General features: G+C 60.0%; 25 protein-coding genes and 5 pseudogenes. 19 read left to right on the top strand and 11 right to left on the bottom strand.

What is annotated here, in order from left to right; all coding sequences use genetic code 11:
• Nucleotides 1-228 precede the first annotated feature (228 nt).
• The 4 genes from AB4Z48_RS37625 (at nucleotide 229) to AB4Z48_RS37610 (ending at nucleotide 4044) form a co-directional block, all read left to right on the top strand.
• A complete protein-coding gene (locus tag AB4Z48_RS37625; protein ID WP_441623524.1) occupies nucleotides 229-1323 on the top strand; it encodes an aromatic ring-hydroxylating dioxygenase subunit alpha in 1095 nt (364 codons plus the stop codon).
• A gap of 67 nt (nucleotides 1324-1390) precedes the next feature.
• Nucleotides 1391-2380 carry a PDR/VanB family oxidoreductase gene (locus AB4Z48_RS37620; RefSeq protein WP_441623522.1) on the top strand — a complete coding sequence of 330 codons (990 nt, stop codon included), beginning with the start codon at nucleotides 1391-1393 and terminating at the stop codon, nucleotides 2378-2380.
• 73 nt (nucleotides 2381-2453) lie between these two features.
• Nucleotides 2454-3653, top strand: coding sequence for a formaldehyde dehydrogenase, glutathione-independent (fdhA, locus tag AB4Z48_RS37615; RefSeq protein WP_441623520.1), 1200 nt, complete (start codon nucleotides 2454-2456; stop codon nucleotides 3651-3653).
• A 160-nt stretch (nucleotides 3654-3813) separates the two neighbouring features.
• Nucleotides 3814-4044 carry a DUF2798 domain-containing protein gene (locus tag AB4Z48_RS37610; protein WP_441623518.1) on the top strand — a complete coding sequence of 77 codons (231 nt, stop codon included), beginning with the start codon at nucleotides 3814-3816 and terminating at the stop codon, nucleotides 4042-4044.
• A 308-nt stretch (nucleotides 4045-4352) separates the two neighbouring features.
• Here AB4Z48_RS37610 and AB4Z48_RS37605 read toward each other — a convergent pair.
• Nucleotides 4353-4511: pseudogene (locus AB4Z48_RS37605) on the bottom strand (ISKra4-like element ISBte1 family transposase); the annotation flags it as partial.
• A 4-nt stretch (nucleotides 4512-4515) separates the two neighbouring features.
• Here AB4Z48_RS37605 and AB4Z48_RS37600 point away from each other — a divergent pair.
• Nucleotides 4516-4734 (top strand): annotated as a pseudogene (locus tag AB4Z48_RS37600) (Tn3 family transposase); the annotation flags it as partial.
• A gap of 43 nt (nucleotides 4735-4777) precedes the next feature.
• On the opposite strand, the pseudogene AB4Z48_RS37595 reads toward AB4Z48_RS37600, so the two are convergent.
• A pseudogene (locus AB4Z48_RS37595) lies at nucleotides 4778-5047 on the bottom strand (TetR/AcrR family transcriptional regulator); the annotation flags it as partial.
• A gap of 6 nt (nucleotides 5048-5053) precedes the next feature.
• Here AB4Z48_RS37595 and AB4Z48_RS37590 point away from each other — a divergent pair.
• Nucleotides 5054-5482 (top strand): annotated as a pseudogene (locus AB4Z48_RS37590) (Tn3 family transposase); the annotation flags it as partial.
• 285 nt (nucleotides 5483-5767) lie between these two features.
• Here the strand turns inward: AB4Z48_RS37590 and ybgF are convergent.
• From ybgF to AB4Z48_RS37555, 7 genes are all read right to left on the bottom strand, one after another.
• Nucleotides 5768-6526, bottom strand: coding sequence for a tol-pal system protein YbgF (gene ybgF, locus AB4Z48_RS37585; RefSeq protein ID WP_441623516.1), 759 nt, complete (start codon nucleotides 6524-6526; stop codon nucleotides 5768-5770).
• A gap of 77 nt (nucleotides 6527-6603) precedes the next feature.
• The gene (locus AB4Z48_RS37580) at nucleotides 6604-6852 is read right to left on the bottom strand and encodes an H-NS family nucleoid-associated regulatory protein (RefSeq protein WP_441623515.1); all 249 of its coding nucleotides are present in this window, start codon (nucleotides 6850-6852) and stop codon (nucleotides 6604-6606) included.
• A gap of 175 nt (nucleotides 6853-7027) precedes the next feature.
• Nucleotides 7028-8164, bottom strand: coding sequence for an H-NS family nucleoid-associated regulatory protein (locus tag AB4Z48_RS37575; protein ID WP_441623513.1), 1137 nt, complete (start codon nucleotides 8162-8164; stop codon nucleotides 7028-7030).
• Between the two features lie 332 nt (nucleotides 8165-8496).
• Nucleotides 8497-9036: a SixA phosphatase family protein gene (locus AB4Z48_RS37570; protein ID WP_441623511.1), complete on the bottom strand. Its 540-nt coding sequence runs from the start codon at nucleotides 9034-9036 to the stop codon at nucleotides 8497-8499.
• A gap of 45 nt (nucleotides 9037-9081) precedes the next feature.
• On the bottom strand, nucleotides 9082-9903 hold the full coding sequence (locus tag AB4Z48_RS37565) for a PDDEXK nuclease domain-containing protein (protein ID WP_441623509.1): 822 nt from the start codon (nucleotides 9901-9903) through the stop codon (nucleotides 9082-9084).
• 423 nt (nucleotides 9904-10326) lie between these two features.
• On the bottom strand, nucleotides 10327-10587 hold the full coding sequence (locus AB4Z48_RS37560; protein WP_441623507.1) for an H-NS histone family protein: 261 nt from the start codon (nucleotides 10585-10587) through the stop codon (nucleotides 10327-10329).
• 193 nt (nucleotides 10588-10780) lie between these two features.
• Nucleotides 10781-11002, bottom strand: a complete 222-nt coding sequence (locus AB4Z48_RS37555) for a hypothetical protein (RefSeq protein WP_441623505.1) — start codon at nucleotides 11000-11002, stop codon at nucleotides 10781-10783.
• Nucleotides 11003-11534: 532 nt separating this feature from the next.
• On the opposite strand from AB4Z48_RS37555, the gene AB4Z48_RS37550 reads away from it, so the two are divergent.
• Genes AB4Z48_RS37550 through arsH form a run of 7 tightly spaced genes read left to right on the top strand, consistent with a single transcriptional unit; the run spans nucleotide 11535 to nucleotide 15346 of the window.
• Nucleotides 11535-11864 carry an ArsR/SmtB family transcription factor gene (locus tag AB4Z48_RS37550; protein ID WP_441623503.1) on the top strand — a complete coding sequence of 110 codons (330 nt, stop codon included), beginning with the start codon at nucleotides 11535-11537 and terminating at the stop codon, nucleotides 11862-11864.
• 2 nt (nucleotides 11865-11866) lie between these two features.
• Nucleotides 11867-12349, top strand: a complete 483-nt coding sequence (locus AB4Z48_RS37545; protein WP_441623501.1) for an ArsI/CadI family heavy metal resistance metalloenzyme — start codon at nucleotides 11867-11869, stop codon at nucleotides 12347-12349.
• 9 nt (nucleotides 12350-12358) lie between these two features.
• On the top strand, nucleotides 12359-12853 hold the full coding sequence (locus AB4Z48_RS37540) for an arsenate reductase ArsC (protein ID WP_441623499.1): 495 nt from the start codon (nucleotides 12359-12361) through the stop codon (nucleotides 12851-12853).
• Between the two features lie 42 nt (nucleotides 12854-12895).
• Nucleotides 12896-13390, top strand: a complete 495-nt coding sequence (locus tag AB4Z48_RS37535) for an arsenate reductase ArsC (RefSeq protein ID WP_441623497.1) — start codon at nucleotides 12896-12898, stop codon at nucleotides 13388-13390.
• 3 nt (nucleotides 13391-13393) lie between these two features.
• Entirely contained in the window at nucleotides 13394-14110 is a 717-nt protein-coding gene (locus AB4Z48_RS37530; protein WP_441623495.1) for an aquaporin, read from the top strand.
• 49 nt (nucleotides 14111-14159) lie between these two features.
• A complete protein-coding gene (gene arsC / locus AB4Z48_RS37525) occupies nucleotides 14160-14585 on the top strand; it encodes an arsenate reductase (glutaredoxin) (protein WP_441623493.1) in 426 nt (141 codons plus the stop codon).
• Nucleotides 14582-15346, top strand: coding sequence for an arsenical resistance protein ArsH (gene arsH / locus AB4Z48_RS37520; protein WP_441623491.1), 765 nt, complete (start codon nucleotides 14582-14584; stop codon nucleotides 15344-15346). Before arsC ends, arsH begins: the two co-directional genes overlap by 4 nt.
• A 275-nt stretch (nucleotides 15347-15621) precedes the next feature.
• On the opposite strand, the gene AB4Z48_RS37515 is transcribed toward arsH, so the two are convergent.
• Nucleotides 15622-15822, bottom strand: a complete 201-nt coding sequence (locus tag AB4Z48_RS37515; protein WP_441623489.1) for a hypothetical protein — start codon at nucleotides 15820-15822, stop codon at nucleotides 15622-15624.
• 162 nt (nucleotides 15823-15984) lie between these two features.
• A pseudogene (locus AB4Z48_RS37510) lies at nucleotides 15985-16101 on the bottom strand (IS110 family transposase); the annotation flags it as partial.
• Nucleotides 16102-16441: 340 nt separating this feature from the next.
• Here AB4Z48_RS37510 and AB4Z48_RS37505 point away from each other — a divergent pair.
• The 6 genes from AB4Z48_RS37505 to AB4Z48_RS37480 are packed head-to-tail and all read left to right on the top strand — an operon-like array spanning nucleotide 16442 to nucleotide 22805.
• Nucleotides 16442-16864, top strand: a complete 423-nt coding sequence (locus AB4Z48_RS37505; protein WP_441623538.1) for a type IV pilin protein — start codon at nucleotides 16442-16444, stop codon at nucleotides 16862-16864.
• Between the two features lie 3 nt (nucleotides 16865-16867).
• Nucleotides 16868-17356, top strand: a complete 489-nt coding sequence (locus tag AB4Z48_RS37500) for a GspH/FimT family pseudopilin (protein ID WP_441623487.1) — start codon at nucleotides 16868-16870, stop codon at nucleotides 17354-17356.
• The gene (gene pilV, locus AB4Z48_RS37495; protein ID WP_441623485.1) at nucleotides 17353-17943 is read left to right on the top strand and encodes a type IV pilus modification protein PilV; all 591 of its coding nucleotides are present in this window, start codon (nucleotides 17353-17355) and stop codon (nucleotides 17941-17943) included. Before AB4Z48_RS37500 ends, pilV begins: the two co-directional genes overlap by 4 nt.
• Nucleotides 17940-18977, top strand: a complete 1038-nt coding sequence (locus AB4Z48_RS37490) for a PilW family protein (protein ID WP_441623483.1) — start codon at nucleotides 17940-17942, stop codon at nucleotides 18975-18977. The genes pilV and AB4Z48_RS37490 overlap by 4 nt, the downstream gene beginning before the upstream one ends.
• A gap of 3 nt (nucleotides 18978-18980) precedes the next feature.
• The gene (locus AB4Z48_RS37485; protein ID WP_441623481.1) at nucleotides 18981-19526 is read left to right on the top strand and encodes a PilX N-terminal domain-containing pilus assembly protein; all 546 of its coding nucleotides are present in this window, start codon (nucleotides 18981-18983) and stop codon (nucleotides 19524-19526) included.
• 54 nt (nucleotides 19527-19580) lie between these two features.
• Nucleotides 19581-22805 (top strand): pilus assembly protein, encoded by a 3225-nt coding sequence (locus tag AB4Z48_RS37480; RefSeq protein ID WP_441623479.1) that lies wholly within the window; start codon nucleotides 19581-19583, stop codon nucleotides 22803-22805.
• The last annotated feature ends 246 nt before the right edge of the window (nucleotides 22806-23051 follow it).

The raw sequence follows: 23051 nt of genomic DNA, 5'->3' as shown, positions 1-23051 counted from the left end.
GGGCGCGGCAATATTCCAAAGATTCCCGGATATTTAAACATGCAGAAATAGCAATTCATTTTTTGGCTATTTTCAAAAGATTGAGAACCCGGCGTTTCGCCTTGCGCTCGATATTTGTTATTTAGAACGGTCGTGACCGTCATTTATATCGGAAAATTGTCGCCATTAAGACGCGTGGCGACAATCAAAAAATCGGACGATAATCAACATTATCTACAGGAGACGCGAATGAATTCACCGTCAAATACACCCAATTTTCCCATGAATGCGTGGTATGCGGCGGCATACGATGTGGACGTCAAGCGCACACTTCTGGCGCGCACTATCTGTAATAAAAAAGTGGTCCTGTATCGACAAACCGACGGCACCCCAGTGGCACTGGAAGACGCCTGCTGGCACCGTCTGCTTCCACTGTCGAGGGGCCGCCTCGAAGGCGATACAGTAGTTTGTGGTTATCATGGGCTGGTATTTAACGCCAGCGGCCGATGCATTGAAATGCCATCGCAGGAAACACTGAACCCCTCGGCCTGCGTCAGATCCTATCCAGTGGTGGAAAAACATCGCCTGATCTGGCTCTGGCTCGGCGATGCATCGAAGGCCGATCCGGCGACGATTCCCGATTTTCACTGGAATGACGATCCTGCTTGGGCCGGCGACGGCGAGACCATTCACGCCAAGTGCGATTACCGTCTGGTAGTTGATAACCTGATGGATTTGACGCACGAGACTTTCGTTCACGTCACTAGCCTGCATCAGAGCGAACAAGCCGAATCCCCATTCGAGGTGACTTACGACGATAAATTCGTCACCGTATCGCGCTGGATGCACAATGTCGATGCGCCGCCGTTTTGGGCCGTGCAATTGCGCAAACATAACGGCTGGACCGGCAAGGTCGATCGCTGGCAGATTATCCGCTTCGAAGCACCTTGTACGGTCACGATCGATGTTGGCGTCGCGCCCGTAGGAACAGGTGCACGCGAAGGCGATCGCTCGCAGGGCGTTAATGGTTATGTACTGAATACGATCACGCCGGAAACAGATACCACGTCGCATTACATTTGGGCTTTCTGCCGCAATTATCGTATTAGCGAACAAAGCATCACGCAGCAATTCCGTCAGGGCGTGCGTAGCGTGTTCCGCGAAGATGAGATTATCGTCGAGGCGCAGCAACAAGCGATTTTGGACCACCCGGAGCGCGAATTTTACAATCTAAATATCGATGCCGGAGCATTATGGGCGCGGCGATTCATAGATCGGATGATTCAAGCTGAAAATAGCACCACGCTTCCTTCTGACGTTATTCCGATTCGCGTAGCGAACTAAGGCGACGCACGCGTTAGATGAATTAATTCCGTGAATTAGAAAAAATCAACCCGTAAAAATTTAAATCATGAAATTTCGAGACGACTGGGCAATAGTCTCTATTGAACGCATTGAGAACGTCAGCCCGAGCATTCGAATGATAGAAATTGCTGCTGGCAACCATTTCAACATCTGGACGCCTGGTTCTCATTTGAGAGTAAGGGTGAAAGTGGAGGAGCGAACCGAAATTCGGACCTACTCGTTGATCGATATTGGCGATAACAAAAAAATATATCGCATCGCGGTTAAGCTAATGGAAGAAGGGTTGGGTGGCTCGCGCTACATGTGGGGCCTGAAAGTCGGCGATGCGCTCGAAATATCGCAGCCACATAATCATTTCGAGTTGAGCCGCTATGCGCCCTCTTATACGCTGGTCGCCGGCGGTGTCGGGATCACACCGTTGATCAGCATGGCATATGCCTTGAGAAATAGTGATAAGCCCGTACGGCTATTCTACGGCGTACGAAACCATACGGAAGCGGCGCTGGTGAACCTGCTACGAAGTTGGCTGGGCGACCGCCTGGAATTATCCGTGGCCGAGGAAACAGGACCACTCGATTTGAAGAAAATTGTCGACAGCGTGACGGGTGATGGTGAACTGTACATCTGCGGGCCGATCGCCATGCTTGAGACAGTCGGCCGAATTTGGAAAGAAAGCGGAAAATCGATGGGTGCGTTGCGCTACGAAACATTCGCCTCCAGCGGACATTATCCGACTCGCCCGTTCACCGTCGTACTTCCGCGGTTCGGCAAGACAATTGAGGTTGCCGCGCACCAGACGTTACTCGCAGCGCTCGAAGCGGAAGGAATGGAGGTGATGTCGGACTGCAAGCGTGGCGAGTGCGGATTATGCGTAGTCAATATACTGGAAAGCGATGCACCCGTGGATCATCGTGATGTATTTTTGAATCCGTCCGAAAAAGCAGACAGCAAAAAAATGTGCGCTTGTGTGTCGAGAATTAGCGGTGGAACATTGACTCTGGATACAGCCTATCGCAGCTCGACGCTGAACGTATAATTGCATAATGCGGTGATTATTTAATATTTCGTCTATTCTTAATATTTAAATAAATATAAAAAAGGATAATTTCATGGTGGAAAACCGCGGTGTTGCATTCATCAAGCAGGGCGTAGTCGAAGTTAAAGGTATTCCATTTCCAAAGTTGGTTGATCCACGCGGCCGCCCCATCGGACACGGCGTCATTCTCAAAACACTTTCGACCAACATCTGTGGCTCGGACCAGCACATGGTGCGCGGTCGCACCACCGCACCGGCTGGCCTCATTCTCGGCCATGAAATCACCGGTGAAGTGATCGAAATGGGCCGCGATGTCGAAACCCTTAAGGTGGGCGATATCGTGTCGGTACCGTTCAATGTGGCTTGCGGTCGCTGTCGTACCTGTAAGGAGCAGGATACCGGCGTGTGCTTGACAGTAAATCCTTCCCGCGCCGGCGGAGCCTATGGCTATGTCGATATGGGCGGATGGGTCGGCGGTCAGGCTGAATATGTGATGGTGCCCTATGCAGACTTCAATCTGCTGAAATTTCCGAACAGGGAGGTGGCGCTGGAAAAAATCCGTGATTTGACGTGTTTGTCGGATATTTTACCGACGGGATTTCACGGCGCCGTGACGGCTGGTGTTCGGCCTGGAAGCACGGTGTATGTTGCGGGCGCGGGGCCGGTCGGGCTTGCCGCAGCGGCATCGGCGCAGTTGCTTGGCGCTGCTGTAGTCATCGTCGGAGATGTAAACCCAGCCCGATTGGTGCATGCGCGTAAAGTAGGATTTCAGACGGTCGACTTGTCGCAGGATGTGCTGTTGGTAGATCAGATCGCACAGATACTTGGTACATCTGAGGTTGACTCCGCAATCGATGCGGTAGGTTTTGAAGCACGCGGTCACGGGCATGAAGGTGCGCAACACGAAGCGCCGGCTACCGTGCTCAACTCTTTAATGGAAGTGACGCGCGCTGCCGGCAAGATCGGCATTCCCGGCTTATATGTTACAGATGATCCTGGTGCTGCCGATACGGCAGCCAAGAAGGGTTCTTTATCGATTCGTTTGGGTCTCGGTTGGGCGAAATCGCACAGTTTTTTTACGGGCCAAACACCGGTCATGAAATATAACCGCGCATTGATGCAAGCAATTCTTTGGGATCGCATCAAGATTGCCGATATTGTTGGCGTGCAATTGATTTCGTTGGACGATGCGCCAAAGGCGTATGCTGAGTTCGACGCGGGGGCACCGAAGAAATTCGTTATTGATCCGCATCGGCAGTTGAAGGCCAATTGATTGCTGTCATCATCCGAATTATGCCATTAATTATTCACAACATGCTACCTACAGAAATCGAAATAAGTTAAATGAAGCTTACCTGAAGGAAGCTCGGATATTACGTTAAGTATCCGGGCTTTTTTTGAAAATAGCTTGAACCGTCGCATTATTCAATACAATGTCAAGAGCTGCAAAACGCCACGGTCACTTTATCTACGGAATCGTCCAATCTTGCCTGACGACCGGTATTACCGCCTGCATTGCAAGTTTTCCGTTTTGGGAAACCGGGAATTTCATGATGCACTGGGCTAGATTGTGGCTGCTGTCCTGGGCTGCGATGTTGCCCGTGGTGGTGTTTGCTGCGCCGTTCATTCGAAGAATAACGGATCGTCTGACCGGTATTACCTAATACCGGCCTGTCCCTAAAACTACGTTGCGGTATCGTGTGCTCAACATCTATTAAGTAAATACATTACGGATAAGTTTCTTCGTCGGACGCCAGAGCAGCAATGATTCGAGCCTTACAGATTCGCTCCGCCACTACTGCGGACGGACCTGCCCACGATTACCACGGGGTACTACACGAATGTGGCCTGATGGACAACGCATCATTGCTTCCAGATATGTTCCATGTTGCGGTGATGGATGGCCGCATTGTCGCTTTGTGCTGGAGGGGAGAGGCACACTGAAGTAGCGGTGGCCTGTTCAGTGGCGGTTCTGCCGTTTGACGAACCGCTTGCTGACCACCTGGTTGACGGCTGACTCGACAAAACCTGAGGCAATGGGCTCGCCATGTCGATAGCGGTCACCGTAGTTCACGATGAAGTGCCGGTTGTTGTCCAAGTAGACAATGAACTCCTCGAGCTTGCCAAGGAGTTAGGTCGCCAACATGGTCATCCTCCACAACGTTCAGTGGATGTCGCGCAAGCTCAAGGATTTGCAGGAACGCGGGCACCCGGTGAACGCCGAAATGCTCAAGGCCCTGTCGCCGTACCGCCGCGAGCATATCAACCGGTTCGGAGATTACCTGCTCGACTTGCAGCGGCGCGTACCGCCACTCGATCCATCAATCGATTTCGCATTCAAATCAGCAGCTTAGCGGAGATGCGGCGGATTTTTTGCGAATCCCGGCCAAGCCTCGACTACCTCCAACGCGTCGACGACTTCGGCCCTGTACCGGCGCGAATCCCCGCCGCGATGAAAGTCACCAGGTACTCGGACTTCCGTCGCACGTCGCCTGCCTTGACCTCGCCACCGGAGATACGCTCGATGCGGCTGTCGAACACGCTCATTACCAGCGCCCCCACGGCAAACAGATAGGCCCAGTGCGCATAGCTGGCTCCGTTGCCTGGCAGGGCATTGCGGATCGTCCTGACGAATTCCATGGCAAAGGGGTCGAAGTAGTCGGCCAGGTAATCGCTTCCGCGGATGGAACGAAGTGGAACCTCTATGAGCAGAATCTGCTGTCGGAGTATCACATCCGCTATGGCGGATACGGCGGAATTGGCTACTATCATGTCTCCGACATGTATATCGCGCTCTTCAGCAACTTCATTCCGTGCGGCGTGCATGAGGCGGTGTACATCCTGGACGGGCTCATCAGAAATGGCTCTGAGATCCAGCCGGATACCATTCACGGCGACACCCAGGCGCAGAGCGGCCCAGTGTTTGGTCTGTCCTATCTGCTGGGCATCAACCTGATGCCGCGCATGCGCAATATCAAAGATCTGGTGCTATACAAAGCGGATCGGTGTCGCAGATATGAACATATCGAGCGCTTGTGCCGCCAGTCCATCGACTGGGACCTGATCCATCGACACTACCCCGACATGATGCGGGTTCGCCTGGGCGAAGGCGCAGGGGGTCGCGCAGCACCACGATGACCCCATCGTGGGCGTGCAAATGACGGTTAATGTGCTGTCCGACAGCGTGATCGCGGCCGTTACCGGCGGATTGCCCATCACGCGCATCTAAGCCGGTCGCCGGGGCGGAAGTCCCGGCGTACAGGTTTTCCGGAAATTGTCGCCATAGTGATAAGAAGTGCTATTTCCTGCAGACCAAGGGCGACCGCCACTACCAGGGCACCACCTTCCGGGCGCCGGCCTCAACGGCCGGCGCGAACTGACCCGCACTTACTTCAGCGTCTTCAACCGGTTGCTCGCCGCACGCGCGCCTTCGGTACCTGGATACTTGGCCACCACCTGTTCCAGAGTCTTGCGCGCGGCATCCTTCTGGCCGGACTCGAGCTGACTATTGGCCACCGCGATCATGGCGTCCGGCACCTTGGGATGCGTCGGGTTGGCATGGATCATTTTCTGCAGCACCCAGGTGGACCCCTTGTAGTCGCGCTGCGCGTAGAGCGAGTTGCCGAGCCAGTACTGCGCCAGCGGCAGGTACGGGCTCTGCGGATACTTCTTGATAAACGACGAGAACGAATTCCCGGCGCTCTTGAAATCGCCCGTCTGGAAATGCTTGAGCGCGGCGTCGTATTCGGGCTTCTCGCCCGGCTGCGACGTGCCTTGGTGGTCTTCGACCGAAGCGTGCTGCGGCTCGAACTTCTTCAGGCGCGCATCCAGGTCGGCGTAATAGTCTTTCTGCTGCTTCTGCAGCGTCGCCACCGTGTTCTGCAGCACTTCGTTCTGGCCGCGTAGTCGCGCGACTTCCTGGCGTAGGCCTTCGAGCTGGTTCTGCAGGTCGAGTGTGGTGCGGCTGTTCTGCTCAATGCGCTGGGTAGCCGTCGCCTGGAAACTGTTGAACTGGTCGCGCAGGTTGATGACCGTTTTGCGCGCCTGCTCATCGTCGAACACGCCGGCGTGTGCCTGCGTGGGTGGCAGCATACCGCCGCTCGCCATGGCGGCGAGCCACAACAGGGTAAAAACGCGTACTTTCATAAATGGGTCGTCGTGGGTTGTGTCGGTTAGCCCTGGTCACATCGCCGTTGGACAGCGGGCCGAATGCATCGGCGCCCCTATCCAACCCGGAAAAACTCAACGCTCTGCCCCGCATTGACCGCGCGCTTGAGCCACGAGGGCATCTCGCCCTGCCCGTCCCAGTTGAGCCCTTCCGCGTTGCGATAGCAAACCACCGGCGCCGGTGGTGCGGGCGGTGGCGGCGCGAAGCACCCCGCCGCGTCGAGCTCTTCGAGGGTGAGCCCGTAGTCGTCCATCTGCGTCTGGATCCAGYGGATCGCGTCAGCCCGCTCAGTCTTTGCTGTCATCGCTGCCGTCACTGCTGTCGTTGCCTTCGTCCTGATTGTTAGGCAGCGCCGCTGCCCCCGGCTCGTTGCCCGGCTCTTCCCCTTGGTCTTCCTACGCAGTGGCCGCCGAACTTCCGGCCTGCCGAGTTTGCTAGGCAGAATAGGGGCGGACCGGCCGCGCCCGCCAACCTGTCGTTCAGTACAAGAGATCGATTAGGAAACGCTCGGGCTTCTTGCCAATCCACGCGGGAGCCCTACCGCGCCCCGACCAGGTCTGGCCCGTCTTGGGGTTGCGGTACCTCGGAGGCGGCGCGGCCTTCGTCTTGGTCGGCACAGCGCGGGCAGCGGGCTCAACACTGGGCTTGCCCGCAATGTCCTCAATGCTGAGGTCGTAATCCTGCATCAACTGCTGGATTTCCTCCACGACCTTTGGCACTTCCGTGGCTCGCAACTGCTCAAGTTGCGCATTGACAGATGCCAGTTGAGCGAGCAGTGAGGATTTGGACGGGCTTTGAGTTGCGGTAGGCGCTTTTTGCTCCTGTCGCGGCTTCCGGGTTTGCGTCTTCTGAGTCGGCGCTTCCGGGGCAGCCTCCACTCCAGGCAGTGCAATCTGCTTCGGCCCGCGCTTCCGGGTTGGGGTCTCTTGAGTCGTGACTTCCGGAGCGGCAACTTCAGCTAGGATTTTCGGCTTCCGACCGCGCTTCGGGGTCCGCCTCTCTTCCGGCGCAGCTTCCGGAGCGGCGGTTTCGGTGAGCGCTTTCGGCTTCCGACCGCGCTTCGGGGCCCGCGTCTCTTCCGGCGCAGCTTCCGCAGCGGCAGTTTTGGTGAGCGCTTTCGGCTTCCGACCGCGCTTCGGGGCCCACGTCTCTTCCGGCGCAGCTTCCGGAGCTGGGGCGTAAAGCGGTGCTACCGGGGCGGCCGTTTCGGCCAGTTCGTCCTGGGCGGCAGCTTCCGTCGGTTCGTCCGTGGCCAGGACTTCAACCGGAGCTTCGGCCACGGCTTCAGTGGTCGCTTCCGAGGCGGTGGCTTCCATCGATTCTTCCGGTGCCACGTCTTCCGTTGAAGCGTCCGGGGCTGTGTAAGGCCGCCGGCGCCGATATGACACGGTCGCCGTCGGGCCGCTATCCTGGCTTGTGGACCAGAAGTCCAAACGTCGGGTCTGAGTGTCAACGCTGCCACTACCGACGCATGCATCACTGGCTTCACCAATGACGGGATCCGCGTCGCGCATCGCCTCAGCGATGGGAAGCTCCATCTGACCAAGTCCGTCCGTCGCATTGCTCGCGACAACGGGTTCAACCACTTGCTCTGGGGCCAATTCGTTCTCCTTCATTGAAGTCACTGCACGTGCAGACGCTTCCTTATCCCATGGACGGTGAGACCTTGTCTCTTGCGTGTCGTTCGCTTCTCGCCTGCGCCAAGCCTTCCTTACGAATTCTCGCGCCCAATCAACGCCGTACGACTTCGGGACCTTTCTGCCGACTCGTCGTATTCGACGTCCTCGGGCCCGGCGTAACAGAGAGGCTGGAAGGTCTCGTCGGCTTCCCTCGCCTGGCACACACGGTTGAAGTGCGCGTCTTGCGCGCGCCCAAGATGGGGTAGCTTTGATTCCAGTGCAATATGCGACGGTTCGCAAGCCCACCGGCCGAAGCGACGAAGTCTGAACTATCTATTCGGAGCGTCCATCCTCACCCTCGCCGAGCCGGTCTCCGCGACATCCGCCCACGCTTTTGCATCGAAGTGGAACTCGACGACGGCGCAAGTGGGCATGTCGATGATTGTGCTCGATAGCCGGTGCGCGAGGTCGGTGAACTCTGGATTGTGGCCGACGAGCATCACGCGGTCTAGCCCGTTGTCGAGTGCGCAGATCACGGCAAGCAACTTGTCCGGGCTGCTGGCGTAGATGCGTTCATCGACGACGATGTCCTTGCGCTTGTAGCCAATCTTGTCGGCGATGAGTTGTGCCGTGGTCAGCGCACGCAACGCCGGGCTCGACACGAGCAGATCGGGCTCCACCCCGCGATCAGCCAGGCGCTTGCCCATCTTGGACGCGTCACGGCGGCCGCGATCGTCCAACGGACGCTGCCGATCGGGCAAGGACGGGTCATCGCGACTCGATTTGGCATGCCGCACAAGAAACAGAGTTTTCATGATCGAGCCGAAAGAGGGTGACCCCTCAATGATAGCGATGGCCAACAGATCCATGCCCTCAACCTGAGTCCGTTCAAACCAAGTAACCCGGTCTGTGGGTCAGTGCGCATCCGCCTCGAGCTCGTCGCCTGTGTCGTCGGCGCGATTCGCGAGCCTAGCCTTCGACAGGGCAACGGCCTCATGGAGCTTCTGCTCCAGCAGTTGCCGGGGCGGCAGTTCGGTCAAATATTCAGCGACATGAATGCCAGTCTGGTCCAGCTCCAACAACTCGATGTGCTCGCGTTTCTTGCCAGAGCAGAGGATGATGCCTAGCGGCGGCGCTTCCCCAGGCTCCTGCTCATGCTTGGCGAGCCAGCGCAGGTAGAGTTCCATCTGTCCTTTGTCGGCGGCCGCTAAAAGCTCATCCGACTTGCGGGACAATGCGGTGCGCTCAAACAGCATCGAGTCCAGGCGGTCTTGGAGAGTGCGAGTGCTCCAGCCCTCGTTGCGGCACATCTCAAGGTAGAACTCGCGTTTGAGTGGGTCATCTATGTAAATCAGGCTGCGGAGGTGGGTCCAACTCAATTGTCTACTCAGTGCGTAGACAATGTCCTCGCACGGAAAAGCCTCGGCGAGGCGCAGCATATGCCGCAAATTCTTGGCGCTGAAGCCACGACCATGCTCCGCCTCCAACTGCCGCGACAGAGAAACGACGATCTGCTCGCCGTATTCGGCACGCTCCCCGCCCAGTACTTCCGAGCGGATACGCTGGCCGACCCGCCAGTACAGCATCGTCAATGTCGCGTTGACCGTGACGGCAAGCCCCGCACGGGCTTCGCTAATGAGGCGCCGGATGTCCCCGGCAAGCGCGTCGGCATTCACCACGGGCCCCTGTGGCACTACCACCTCCGGGACCTGGGTTGTGACTCGTTTGCGCGTCATCGCAAATGGTCCACGCAGTTGTTGTGCAGATGGCCCGCGCGCTGTATTCCTCGCCCCGCTTTGCGGGGGCCGTTCAATATGAAGTGCCTTCGATTCATTCTCTCATCTCTACAGCCGTTGATTTTGGCCACGCTGCATCAGTCCGGCATCTCGAGCATCCTGGACCCGTCACGCTGTGGCTGAAAGATCCCGCGCTTGCCTTGCTGAGGCCAAGCTGATCATCCGTGCAAAGCCGGGGCGCTTTCAGCGGGTTACCGGCACTAAACAACCGACGTCATGGCTTCCCGCGGCAGATGCTGCGGCACCTTGGCCTCTGCAGCAGCGCCTCCTATTAGAACCTCGCACGATTCTAGCAGTGCGTGCTGCCGGCGAAGCTTCTGCCCGGGGCCCTTCTCTGGTTTTTGGCTCTGCGGCAGTGGTCAGCTATTGCTTCGTAGCGGTTACCCGGAAATGCTCCACGCTCTGCCCCGCATTGACCGCCCGCTGCAGCCAGTCCGGCATGGCACCTTGGCCGTCCCAGCCCTGCCCGTGCGCGTTGCGATAGCGCACCGCCCCAGGCACCGTCGCCGGTGGCGGCTCCGTAAAACAGCCGGCCGCCTGCAGCTGGGCCAGGGTCAGGCCGTGCTGGGCCATCTGGATGCGGATCCAGGTAATTGCTTCGGCGCGCTCGATTTCAATCGACATGGTGTTGGTGAACAGATGTAGGGAGGCGAGCGATCCGGCGTGGCGTCGCCGGGAAGGCGTGGCCCGCTCTCTTTGCTTAAATTTTAATCAATTCCGTTGACGCCGTCGGCACTCGGCCGCCGCTCGGCTTGTCCACAGGCTTGTCCCCGTGCGCGGTGGATAAATGCCATCCGACCCCTTCCGGGGGCCGTCCTCAAGCCGGCCCCGGCCTGAACTTGGTGCGCGCCACCGGCGCCCGACGCCGGGCCGGCACCAGGCGGCGCGCCGCGGTGGCTTCGGCCTGGGCGCGCTCGGCGCGCCGCAACGCCGCTTCCAGTTCGGCCCGCAGCCCGTCCTGTGCCGCCTGCCCTTGTCCGAGCGCCTGCTGGGTCTGCGCCAGTTGCTCGCCGAGCGTGTCGCGCTCGGCCTGCAGCACTGGCCACGGCGGCGTCTTGCGCCCTCGCCTGCCCGGCCGCCAGTTCTGTGCGCAGGTCCGCCGCCGCCTGCTCGCCCTTCTGGCGCAGTGTGCGTTCCTGGTCGATCTCGCGCAGCGCACGGCGTTCGGTGGCGCTGGCCCGCTCCTGGGCCACGGCGACCTGCTCGCGGGTGTGCTCCAACTCGGTCGAGAATTGGGTACGTAGCTCCTGCAGTTGCCGCTCGAGCGCTGCGAGCTGACGCGTACCTTCCTCCTGACGCGCCTGGGCAGCCGCGAGGGCCTGGCGCGCGGCCTCCAGCTCGCCCTGTAGAGGGTTGGCCGGCTAGCGGTCGTTTGCCGGCCAGTTTCAGTCCGTCGATGGGCAGCCGAGGGATGACCGAAGGTCAGTTGGTTACCGCCGTTCGAAGCGAAGTGCAGCGCTCTGCAGTTTCTGCCGATACGGGTGCCGCGCTGACCTAGCGTGAGCCCCGATCGGTCTTCTCAAGCAGTAGCAAAGCTTGCACGGTTTCCATTATTCGACTACATTCGAATAATGGAAACAGATGCCGCACTTGGCGCGCTTGCCGCGCTCGCTCACGCCGTCCGCCTGGCCGTGTTCCGCCTGCTCGTGCAGGCCGGACCAGAGGGCCTGCCCGCTGGTCGCATCGCCGAACTCATGGATATGCCGGCGTCGTCGCTGTCCTTCCATCTGAAGGAACTGCACCGGGCCGGCCTGCTCGCCAGCCGCCAGGACGGCCGATCCATCATCTACATGGCTCGCTTCGAGACCATGAATGGTTTGATTGGCTATCTCACAGAGAACTGCTGCGGCGGGAATCTGTGCTCGCCGCTCACCGGCTGTTCCGTTACCTCGGAGTCCTGATCATGAAGCGCTTCCACGTTCACGTAAGCGTGGCCGATCTGTCGGCCAGCATCCGTTATTACTCCGCGCTGTTTGCCGCCGAGCCAAGCGTCGTCAAGGACGACTACGCGAAATGGATGCTCGAAGACCCGCGCGTGAACTTCGCCATTTCCGCGCGCGGTGCGCAGCCCGGTGTGGACCACCTGGGATTCCAGACCGACGGCGCCGCCGAACTGTCGGAGCTGAAGTCGCGTGCCGAGGCTGCCGACATGGCGCGACTCGACGAAGGCGAGACGAGCTGCTGCTATGCCCGCAGCGACAAGTATTGGCTCACCGATCCGCAAGGCATCGCATGGGAACACTTCCACACGCTTGGCAGCGTGCCGGTGTACGGGGAGTCCCGGCAGGTCGAGGCCGCGTCGGCGCAATCCGCATGCTGCGCCCCGCGAGCCCCGAAGGGAAAGCCCGTCGGTATCGCGGTCACGTCCAAACCTTCTTGCTGCTAAGGGCCAACCATGAGCGAAAAGATCTACAACCTGCTGTTCATCGGTACCGGCAATTCGGCAAGGTCGATCCTCTCTGAAGGGCTGATGAACCATCTGGGCAAGGGCCGCTTTCGCGCCTATTCCGCCGGCAGTCACCCGACAGGCGTGGTCAATCCCTTCGCGCTGGCGGCACTGGCGCGCCATGGACTGGATACAGCGGGGCTCCGCAGCAAAAGCTGGGATGAGTTCTCGCAAGATGGCGCCCCGCAACTCGATTTCGTTTTCACCGTGTGTGACAAGGCCGCCGGAGAGCTGTGCCCGATATGGCCCGGCCAGCCGATGTCCGCGCACTGGGGCGTGCCCGATCCCGCGGCATGCGAAGGTACCGATGCACAAAAGCAGCAGGCCATCAACGACGCCACCATCACGCTGAAGCGTCGCATCGAACTGTTCCTGTCGCTGCCCTTGCCGAAGCTGGACGCCGTCGCGCTCCAGAAGGCCGTGCGGGACATCGGAACGAGCTGACAGCGTCTCTCTCGCCCGACCCCTAACTTTTTTGCTGCCCCCATGACTACGAACGTCCTGATTCTCTGTACCCACAATTCCGCACGCAGCGTGCTCGGCGAAGGCATGCTGAACCATCTTGCGAAGCAATTTGGCCGCGACATGCGCGCCTACAGCGCTGGCAGTTCGCCAAGCGGCCGCACCAACCCGTTCGCCATCGACGTGCTACGCGAAGCCGGGGTCGACGTAAGCGACTTCCGCAGCAAGAACTGGGACGAGTTCGTCGCCGAAGGCGCGCCCAAGATGCGCGTTGTCATTACTGTCTGCGATAGCGCCGCCGAGGAGGAATGCCCCTATTGGCCCGGCAGCCCGGTCAAGGTGCACTGGGGCTATCCGGATCCGTCGAATACGCAAGGGGGAGACGAGAAGAAGCGGCTCGCGTTCGAACTGACGCGGCAGGCCATCGCCTACCGGATGCTGCAGTTGCTGCTGCTGCCAATCGATGAGATGACCGACGCGGAGTTGCAAGAGACCCTGCAGCGTCTCGCGCGGAGCTAGTTTATGACGAAGATTGATCTGCCACGCCAGATCGCCGGGGAACTCATCGGTACGGCGTTGCTGCTTGCGGTGGTAATCGGATCAGGCATCATGGCCGAGCGGTTGGCTGGCGGGAACGTTGCCGTTGCGCTGTTGGCCAACACACTGGCCACGGTCGGTGGACTTTACGTCCTCATCGAGGTGTTCGGCCCAGTCAGCGGTGCACATTTCAATCCGGCGGTCAGCATCGTGATGGCGCTCCGGGCTGAATTGCCGAGATCTGCCTTGGTTCCGTACATCGTCGCGCAGTTGACCGGCGCGGTATTGGGTGCCTGGCTGGCACATGCCATGTTCGACGTCAGCATCCTTCAGCTTTCTTCCAAGCTCCGCAGTGGGCCAGGCCAATGGATCGCGGAGGCCGTGGCGACGGCCGGGCTGATCCTGGTCATCCTGCGCGCACCGGACGGGCGGGCCCCGGCCATGGTAGCCAGCTACATCGGCGCGGCTTACTGGTTCACGGCTTCGACTTCCTTTGCCAATCCGGCAGCCGCCTTCGGACGGATGTTCAGTGAAAGTTTTGCGGGCATTGCACCGACAAGCGTGCCCGGATTCATGTTCGCGGAACTGATCGGCGCCGGTATCGGGCTGCTGGTCCATACCGCCTTGCTGCCACGTCCAGACGCGCCCGGGCATCCGAACGTCATCGAGGCGTCTGGCCAGCACGCGACGCGCGATGATTGATACGGGAACTGGCAAGTAATACAGGGCCGAGGCCCACCAAGGAAACACAATGTCTGTCACGATCTACCACAATCCTGAATGCGGCACGTCGCGCAACACGCTAGCAATGATCCGCAATGCAGGCATCGAGCCCGAAGTCATCGAGTATCTGGTGACACCGCCCTCGCGTGCAAAGTTGCAGCAGATGATCGCGCAAGCCGGCCTGACCGTGCGTGAAGCGATTCGCGAAAAAGGGACGCCGTACGCGGAACTGGGCCTTGCCGATCCCGCATTGACCGACGATCAGTTGCTCGACGCGATGCTCGCGCATCCGATCCTGATCAACTGGCCGTTCGTCTTGACAGAGCGCGGCGTCCGGCTATGCAGGCCGTCGGAGCTCGTGCTCGACATTCTGCCGTCGCCGCAGCAGGGTCCGTTCACCAAGGAGGATGGCGAGGTCGTCATCGACGCACAGGGTCAGAGGGTCACGCGATGACGGTTGCATTGCCCAATGTCGTGCCGTCAGTGCTCGACACGCCTGACCTGCAGAAGCTCGAGCCAGCGCGTGTCAGCACGCACCCGCCTCGCATCCTGCTGCTCTACGGCTCGCTGCGCGAGACGTCCTACAGCCGGCTGCTGACGCTGGAAGCGCAACGCATCCTGCAGCATTTCGGCGCGGAGACGCGTGTATTCGACCCCCATGGCCTGCCGGTGACCGACAGCGTGCCCGCCGACCATCCGAAGGTTATGGAGCTGCGCAAGCTATCCGAATGGTCCGAAGGTCAGGTCTGGTGCAGCCCTGAGCGCCACGGCACACTGACGGCGGTTTTCAAGAACCAGATCGACTGGCTGCCGCTGGAACACGCCGGCATCCGGCCGACGCAGGGCCGCACGCTGGCGGTGATGCAGGTCTGCGGTGGATCGCAATCCTTCAATGCGGTCAACGCCCTGCGCGTGCTGGGCCGCTGGATGCGGATGGTGACGATCCCGAACCAGTCGTCGGTGGCCAAGGCATACCAGGAGTTCGACACGTCCGGCCGGATGAAGCCCTCTTCCTACTACGACCGTGTGGTCGATGTGATGGAGGAACTGTACAAGTTCACGCTGCTGGTCCGGGACCGGTCCGATTACCTGACCGACCGCTACAGCGAGCGCAAAGAGGCGGCCCCGGCGCACGCGGCGGCGCTGGCTGCCGCGGCGATGGACCACGAGCGGCACGCGGCTGACGCAGACACCGACGACGGCGAAGTCGAGTAGGACAGAACATGGCGAACTCGCCGACTGGTAGTCTCGTGGCCCGACTCGGGGCCGTTACATAGGGATTCCGAGTCATCTCTTCTTGATAGGCTGCAACGGACTAATCGACAAGAGGTTGGACCGGCAGCAAGACAAACGCACATCTGTGATGCGCGACACCGGGCGCATGTGGCCGTGCGAGCAAATCGACGCGCTGGCACAGCCGACGGTCGATATGCAGCGCCTGCCGCGCAAAGCGCGCCAAAGGAGGCCGATGTGATCGCCGCGCGCTCAAATCAGCAGCGGCCCTTCTTCGCCTGCCCAGGCGGGCAGAAGGACTCGTTCCCATACTGGTCAACCCGGCAATTCCCTTTCTTGGCTTGACCGGGAGGGCAGCCATTGCCTTGGCCACCGCCGTAGCCATCGTCGTAAGGAAGCACGGCGCAGCCGCTAAGCAAAGCGCCACAGGCGATCAGCAACAACAAAATGGATTTCATAACTCTTTTTCTGGGGACCTTCGCGGGAGTATATCGGTCGCAATCCCGCTCATTTGTAATAAATAGTGAACCCGGGATCGGGGGTATCCCGTTTTATCGGATCGATCTGCATTGGAATCTTAGTTCGATGGGGTGTCTCCTTGTGATGGCGCATTGTGGGCCCTGCTGAGCCTCCGACTTTGGCGTAACGAAACGCATGGCCGGCCAGGCGGCTGCTGCGCAGATTGCTCCGGAATTCACGAAATAATTCTTATTTCCCTTCACGAAAGGCTTGACGTACGGCATTAAAGATCCTGCGACCCATGAATTGTGATTTGTTGGGTGCACAATACTTTTCGTCCCTCGAAAGTCGCCAAAGATGCAAAGCGCTTTAGGGTACGCGAGGGCAAGTCGCGCCCTGCAGTGGATCCTGTGCAACGCTCGATGAGCCAAGAAAACGAGAGTCCTTTGACCATGAGTGGATTCGCGACTACACTCGCCGCGTAGCGTCTCCGGAACTGGGTCATCCGGGGCAAAAAAGATAAGGAGCGCGAGCATGGGCCACAGAAGCCCGGCGGTGCGATATGGCCGAGAACATCGGCTATTTCGGGAGTTGGGGGTAGTCACGGGGTGCGGCGGCTTGGGTCGCCAGGCTCGGCTCAGGGGTGGCTTTACACTCATCGAGTTGATGATCACCGTGGCAATTATTGGCATCCTTGCCGCCATTGCCTATCCCTCCTATATCCAATTCGTTGTGCGCTCCCATCGCGCAGCGGCGGAGTCGTTCCTGCTGGAAGTCGCCAGCATGCAGGAGCGCTTCCTGGTGGACAACCGGGCCTATGCCACCAGCCTGGCCGCACTCGGCTATGCCAGTCTTCCCAGCACAGTTTCCCCCAGCTACCAGATCACGGTCACTGCGGTCGCAGGCCCGCCACTCGGATATTCCCTGACGGCGGCCCCTCAGGGCACCCAAGCCACGAACGACGCGGCATGTGGAACGTTGACGCTGTCGAATACCGGGGACAAGAGCGTCTCCGGAACGGGTTCGAATTGCTGGAAATAGCCCATGCGAAATACTCATGCATCGAATATAGCCAGCGCCGTCGCGGATCGCGGATTCACGCTAATAGAGCTGCTGGTAGCGTTGACGGTGCTTGCCATCATCGCGTTTGCTGCGGCCCCATCGTTCTCGAGCCTGATCGTGACACAACGCGCACGCAACGCCTCGCTGGATCTTTCCGCCGCGCTGACATTGACGCGCAGCGAGGCAGTCAAGCGCAACAGCAGTGTCACCATGGCCGCCTCCGGCGCCTGGGCCGGGGGTTGGGCCGTGGCCGCCGGCACCGAAAAGGTGCGCAGTTTCGGTCCATATGACGGCATTTCGATCACTAGCAGCGCGGGCAACTCCCTATCGGTCGGTAACGACGGGAGGCCCACTGCCGGCAGCCTGACGTTCCAGGTGGCGCCGTCGGTATCACCTCAGGCAGCCACGACGATCTGCGTGCAGGTAAGCGGAACCGGCCGCGTCGCTCTGGTATCCGGAACATGTACATGAACTCGCGCTCACCCCATGCGTGTAAGCGCTTGCGCCAGTCGGCGCAGCGCGGCGCCACCCTGATCGAGGTTTTGATCTCGGTCGTCATCCTGCTCGTGGCGCTGCTGGGTACCGCAGGCCTGATTGCCCGCTCCAGCCAATCGGAAATGGAATCTTATCAGCGCGTGCAGGCGCTGACATTGCTTCAGGACATGGCCGCCCGACTCAATGCTAACCGCCAGGCTGCAGCCTGCTATGCCAGTGGCGCCACCATTACCAAGGCGGGCAGCGCCACCGTTCCCGCTCCAACTTGCACAGTCGGCACCGCTGCACAGCAATCCATCACAAGTACCGACCTGGCAGCTTGGGGGGCAGCATTGCTTGGCAGCGCGGAGAGCAATGGCGGAGCGACGGTAGGTGCCATGATTGGTGCAATCGGTTGTATCGAAGCCCTTGATGCTACAAACCAGATCTACCGCATCACGGTAGCCTGGCAGGGCCTTGCAAAGACGACCGCGCCGACGCTGCCGTGCGGCAACGGACAATTCGGCAATGACAGCTATCGCCGTGCGGTAAGCATTCAGGTACGCATTGGAGTTCTCTCGTGAATCGGCAGCGCACCGCGATTGCGAAGCGCCTCCGGCAGGGCGGCATGTCGCTGATCGAGTTAATGGTCGGAATGACACTTGGGCTACTGCTCTTGACTGCCCTGGGGAGTCTGTATTATTCCACCACGCGGTCGCGCTCAGAGTTCTCCAATAGTGCCGAGCAGGTGGAAAACGGGCGCTATGTGGTAGACATCGTGGGTCGTGAAGTCGAGCTTGCCGGTTTTTTCGGCGCCGCCAGCGTAGCCAGTGGCGCAACCGTGGCAAGCCCCGCGCTGTGCGCTACATCGCCGGGCGCGCTGGGTTTCGTCAACTCACCGGGGACGGTGCCTGTCGGCCTTCAGGGCTACGCACCGGGTACTGTGGCCCCATGCCTGCCGAACTTGGCTCCGGCATCGGAAATACTTGTGATAAGGCGCGTGTCGACGACGCCCGCGGCGGCGGCCACCGTCGGGCAACCTTATATGCAGGTATCGTACTGTTCCAACGACGCTACATCGTTCGTGTTCGGTGCCAGCGCTCCGGCCTTCACCATGCGCACCAAGGCATGTGACCCGGCTATTACCGCGGAGTTGCGCGCGGCTGTAGTCCGTATCTTTTATCTTGCAGCTTGCGATGTGTGTTCCGGCGCTGGCGACGGCGTACCGACGCTGAAAATGGCGGAATTGTCCGGCGGAGCCTTCCAGGTCAGCTCGGTGGCGCAAGGCATTCAGGATATGCACTTGTCCTACGGCGTGGATCTCGACAGCAACGGCTCCGCCGACTGCTACGTCGGCGACCCTGGTGTGAACAACAGCGCCATTTGCACCTCGGTACCTGCATACGACTGGGCAACTGCCCTCACTAACTGGCAGAACGTCACTTCTGTACGCATTCAGGTCCTTGCCCGCACGCGGCGGACCTCGCTCGGCTGGGCAGACAGCCGCACCTATGATCTCGGACGGCCCACGGTCAGTGGCCCGTTCAACGACGGCTACAAGCGCCATGTCTACGCCCGGGTGGCAAGGCTGGCCAATGTGGCTGGCCGCCGGGAGTAAGTCATGCTAATCGCACAGCGCCGGCAGTCCGGCGCCACTCTGATTGTTACGCTAATTTTCCTTGTTATCTTCTTGCTGATGACGATATCGTTGGTCAGCTCCAGTGTCGTCAATGTGAAGGTCGCCGCTAATCAGCAGCACGGGGTGGAGGCGCAGAATGCCGCGCAGCAAGGCATCGAGCAAGTCATTAGCAAGGACTTCACCGCCAACCCGGCGGCAGCCGCTGCTAGCGTCCCGGTCGATGTGAACGGCGACGGTAGCGCTGACTATACGGCGCAGGTCGCCGCGCCGGTGTGCCAGACCAGCAAGCCGGTAAGGAATGCGGACCTCGATACGTCCAATGCCGACGACGTCTCCTGTTTCGTTGGCAATGGTAACCAGGACACCGGCATCTTGACGGCATCCGGAGGCGGTGGCGGAAATTCACTGTGCAACGCCACGCAATGGGACATAAAGGCCAGCGTCAGCGATAGCGCCGCCACAGCCGCCAGCACCACCTTGCACCAAGGCATCTCAGTGCGCGTGCCTGTCGGCACGGCATGCCCGTAAGCTTGCTGTCAACCCAGATTTCGATTGCCTCACCCCCTGACCTCAGGACCCACAATGCGTCAATTCGCTGAACACGCCGCCTCGCGCATTGCCATCGCCGCGTTACTCGCGCTGTCCGCCTTGCACCAGGCAAAAGCGGAGGACATCGATCTGTACACTGGTTTGCAGCCCCTGGCCGGCAAGCCCAATGTGCTGATCCTGCTCGACAATGCATCGACCTGGGATGCGTCGGCCAGCTTCACCTGCTCCACATCGGGGGTCGTCTCCAGCAATAATGCAGGCAAGGACGTCGGTGCCGAGCAGTGCGCGCTCTACAACGCGGTGTCGTCGATCAAGACCAGCCCCTCACTGCTGGGTAACCTCAATCTCGGCGTGATGATGTTCGGCTCCGGGAGCAACAACGGCGGCAAGTTCAAGTTCCCGTCGGCGGCTCCCTATAAGTTGCCGGTGATGGACAGTAGCGGGGTCGACAGCTTCCTGACCTATGTGAAGACAATCGACCGTCAGGCCGACAACTCCAATAATTCGCAGGTCGGCGGTGGTATGCAGGAGTCGTGGGCTTACTATGCCGGCCAGACTGGCTTGTCCGGCACCAAGTACACCTCGCCCATAGACAATCCGTGTCAGCGCAATTTTGTCATCTATATCGCTAACGCCGTGAACAACGGCAAGCCGCAAGATACAGGCCAGGTTGCCACCGATGCCTTGGTTGCAGCAGGCGCGACTGCAGCTCAGCAACAGCAAATTGTCATTCCCGCTCCCAACAACAAATACCAGAGTAATTGGGGCGACGAATGGGCTCGCTTCATGTACCAGACCGACGTCCAGGGCAACATGGCCAACCGTCAGAACATCGTGACCTACACGATCGCGGTGACCGATAGCAAAAACCCTGACTATGTCCAGTTCGCGAGCAGCATGGCGACCAATGGCGGCGGCAAGACATATGTGGTCCAGCTCGGTGACGTCAATGGGCTGACGTCGGCCTTGCTGCAAATCTTCAACGAGGTGCAGGCCATCAATAGCGTGTTTGCCTCGGTCAGCCTTCCGGCCTCCGTCAATGCCCAAGGTCAGTTCCTCAACCAGGTCTATGTGGGTATGTTCCGCCCGGATGCCACCGCAGCACCGCGGTGGCAAGGCAATCTCAAGCAGTATCAGATCGGCTATGACACCGGCGGCAACATCGTACTGCAGGATGCCAAGGGCAACGCTGCCATCAGCAACGCATCGACGGGCTTCATCTCTCCGAACGCTGTCGGCTTCTGGACGACGGAGCCGCCGCTTTCCTTCGGCGCGGCCGGTTATGGGGCCAGCGCGGTCAGTAATTGGCCTGCTACAGGATACTGGCAGAACAGCCCGTCCAGTGTCGGGTGGGGACTTGATTTCCCTGATGGGGAGGTTGTGGAGAAAGGAGGCGCGGGCGAGATGCTGCGCGCACAGTTGCTGACCAGCCAGACCGGCCGGCAACTGATAACCTGCAATGGCGCGGGTAGTTGCCCGACTAACGGGGCGATGCCGTCATTCGATAGTTCCAATGCGTGGCTGAAGGACGCGAGCGCCACCGGCGGCCTTGCCATTATCAACTCGGGGACCAGCGGCGCGGCCACCATCACCGCCACCGAATTGCCTAAGCTTATCGCCTGGGTACGCGGCCAGGACGTCGCCGCTTCGGATTCCACCAGTCTGGCCGGCACCGAAGCGGAGCCGGGTCCCGGCGGGTCGGTGACCGTGCGCAGTTCGATCCACGCAGACGTACTGCATTCCCGGCCGGCTGTCATCAACTATGGCGGCAGCAAGGGAGTCGTGGTGTTCTACGGCACCAACGATGGCGTGTTCCACGCGATCAACGGAAACCAAACGCAGGGCATTGGCAGCGTGAGGCCGGGCGGCGAGCTATGGGGCTTCATCGCACCGGAGTTCCTTGGCAAGCTCAGCCGTCTCTACACCAACTCTCCGGAGGTGAAGCTCTCGACCACGCCTGCCGGTATCACTCCCGCTCCGGCGCCACGGGATTACTTCTTCGACGGAAGTACCACCGTGATGCAGGACTTGCGCGACGCGGCCAATCCTCGCGTGGTCATTTACCTGACGGCACGCCGCGGCGGGCGGCTGATCTATGCAATCGATGTGACCGATCCCGTCAATCCGCGCTTCCTGTGGAAACGCTCCAATGCTGATATTCCCGAACTCGGCCAGACCTGGTCCCAGCCGCGCATCATGCGCGTGCGCGGCTACGCCAACCCGTTGGTCGTGATGGGCGCGGGCTATGACTCGGCCGAGGATAGCGACCCGTCGCCGGGCGTCGATAGCATGGGGCGCGGCATCGTGGCATTCGATGCCGCCAGTGGTGCCATTGTGTGGAGCGCGCTGCCTAACTGTAGCGGTATGAGCGGTACATGCCTGTCGGTTGCAGGCCTGACCCGGGCCATCCCGTCGGATGTTACTGTGCTCGACCGTAATGGCGACGGTTATATCGAACGCCTGTACGTTGGCGACGTCGGCGGCAATCTCTGGAGAGCCGACTTTGAAACCACCGCGGGCAATGCGCCTGCCAACTGGACGCTTAACAAGCTCGCTGCACTCGGCGGCGCATCCAACACGAATGACGCGCGCAAGTTCTTCTATGCACCCGACGTCATTTCCACTGCTACCTACGATGCCATTACGGCCGGAACGGGTGACCGCGAGCATCCTCTGTACTCGGCCTCGACCACGCAGGGGACTGCTTACAACGTGGTCAATCGCCTCTACATGCTGAAGGATACCAACTTAAGCGGCATGCCGGCCGCCTGGACTCCCATCACAGAGGCGCTCCTCGTCAACAATACGAGCACCACTGCCAAGTACGACGGTACCGGTTCGGGCTTCTACATTACGCTCAGCAATCCCGGCGAGAAAGCAGTGAATGCACCGCTCACCGTGGCCGGAAATACCACCGTTGGCACAAATACACCAGCAGTGCCTCAGGCGGGCATGTGCTACCCCAATCTCGGCATCGCCCGGAGTTATTCCTTCAGCTTCCTTACGGCATCAGGCCAAAACCCACAACGTTCGATTATCCTGGATGGCGGCGGTTTTCCGCCTTCGCCGGTATTCGGCATGGTATCGATTGGCAGCGGCACGACAGCTACCGTTGTGCCGGTTTTGCTCGGTGGCGGTAACCAGACCGGAGCCGGAGGTGGCGACGCCACCTCGGCACTAGGTGCTCAGAAGATCAATATCGCGGGCGTGGGCAAGCGCAAGCGCATCTACTGGTATCCGGAGAGCGACAAGCACTAAAACCCCGCATCAGGCATTCGTTGGATGCGACGAGGCAGACTGCGTATGCGCGCGCAGTGCACGGCGCGCGGTTGCGCTGGCCCGTCTCGCGCCCGTGTGCTCCAACCCCGTCAAGAACGCAAGGTCGGCAACTGCCGCGCGAGTACATCGATCCGACGCTTGCCTTTTCCTTGCGCGCCTGCGTGGCCGCGTGGGGCTGACGCTCGGCGTCCCGCTCGCCGATGGGCGGCCCAGCGTGTCGCGTGA

The organism is Cupriavidus sp. 2TAF22, from assembly GCF_052115045.1.
Lineage (GTDB): Bacteria > Pseudomonadota > Gammaproteobacteria > Burkholderiales > Burkholderiaceae > Cupriavidus.
The sequence above is the reverse complement of the archived record's forward strand: the minus strand, read 5'-3'. Positions and strand labels throughout refer to the sequence as shown.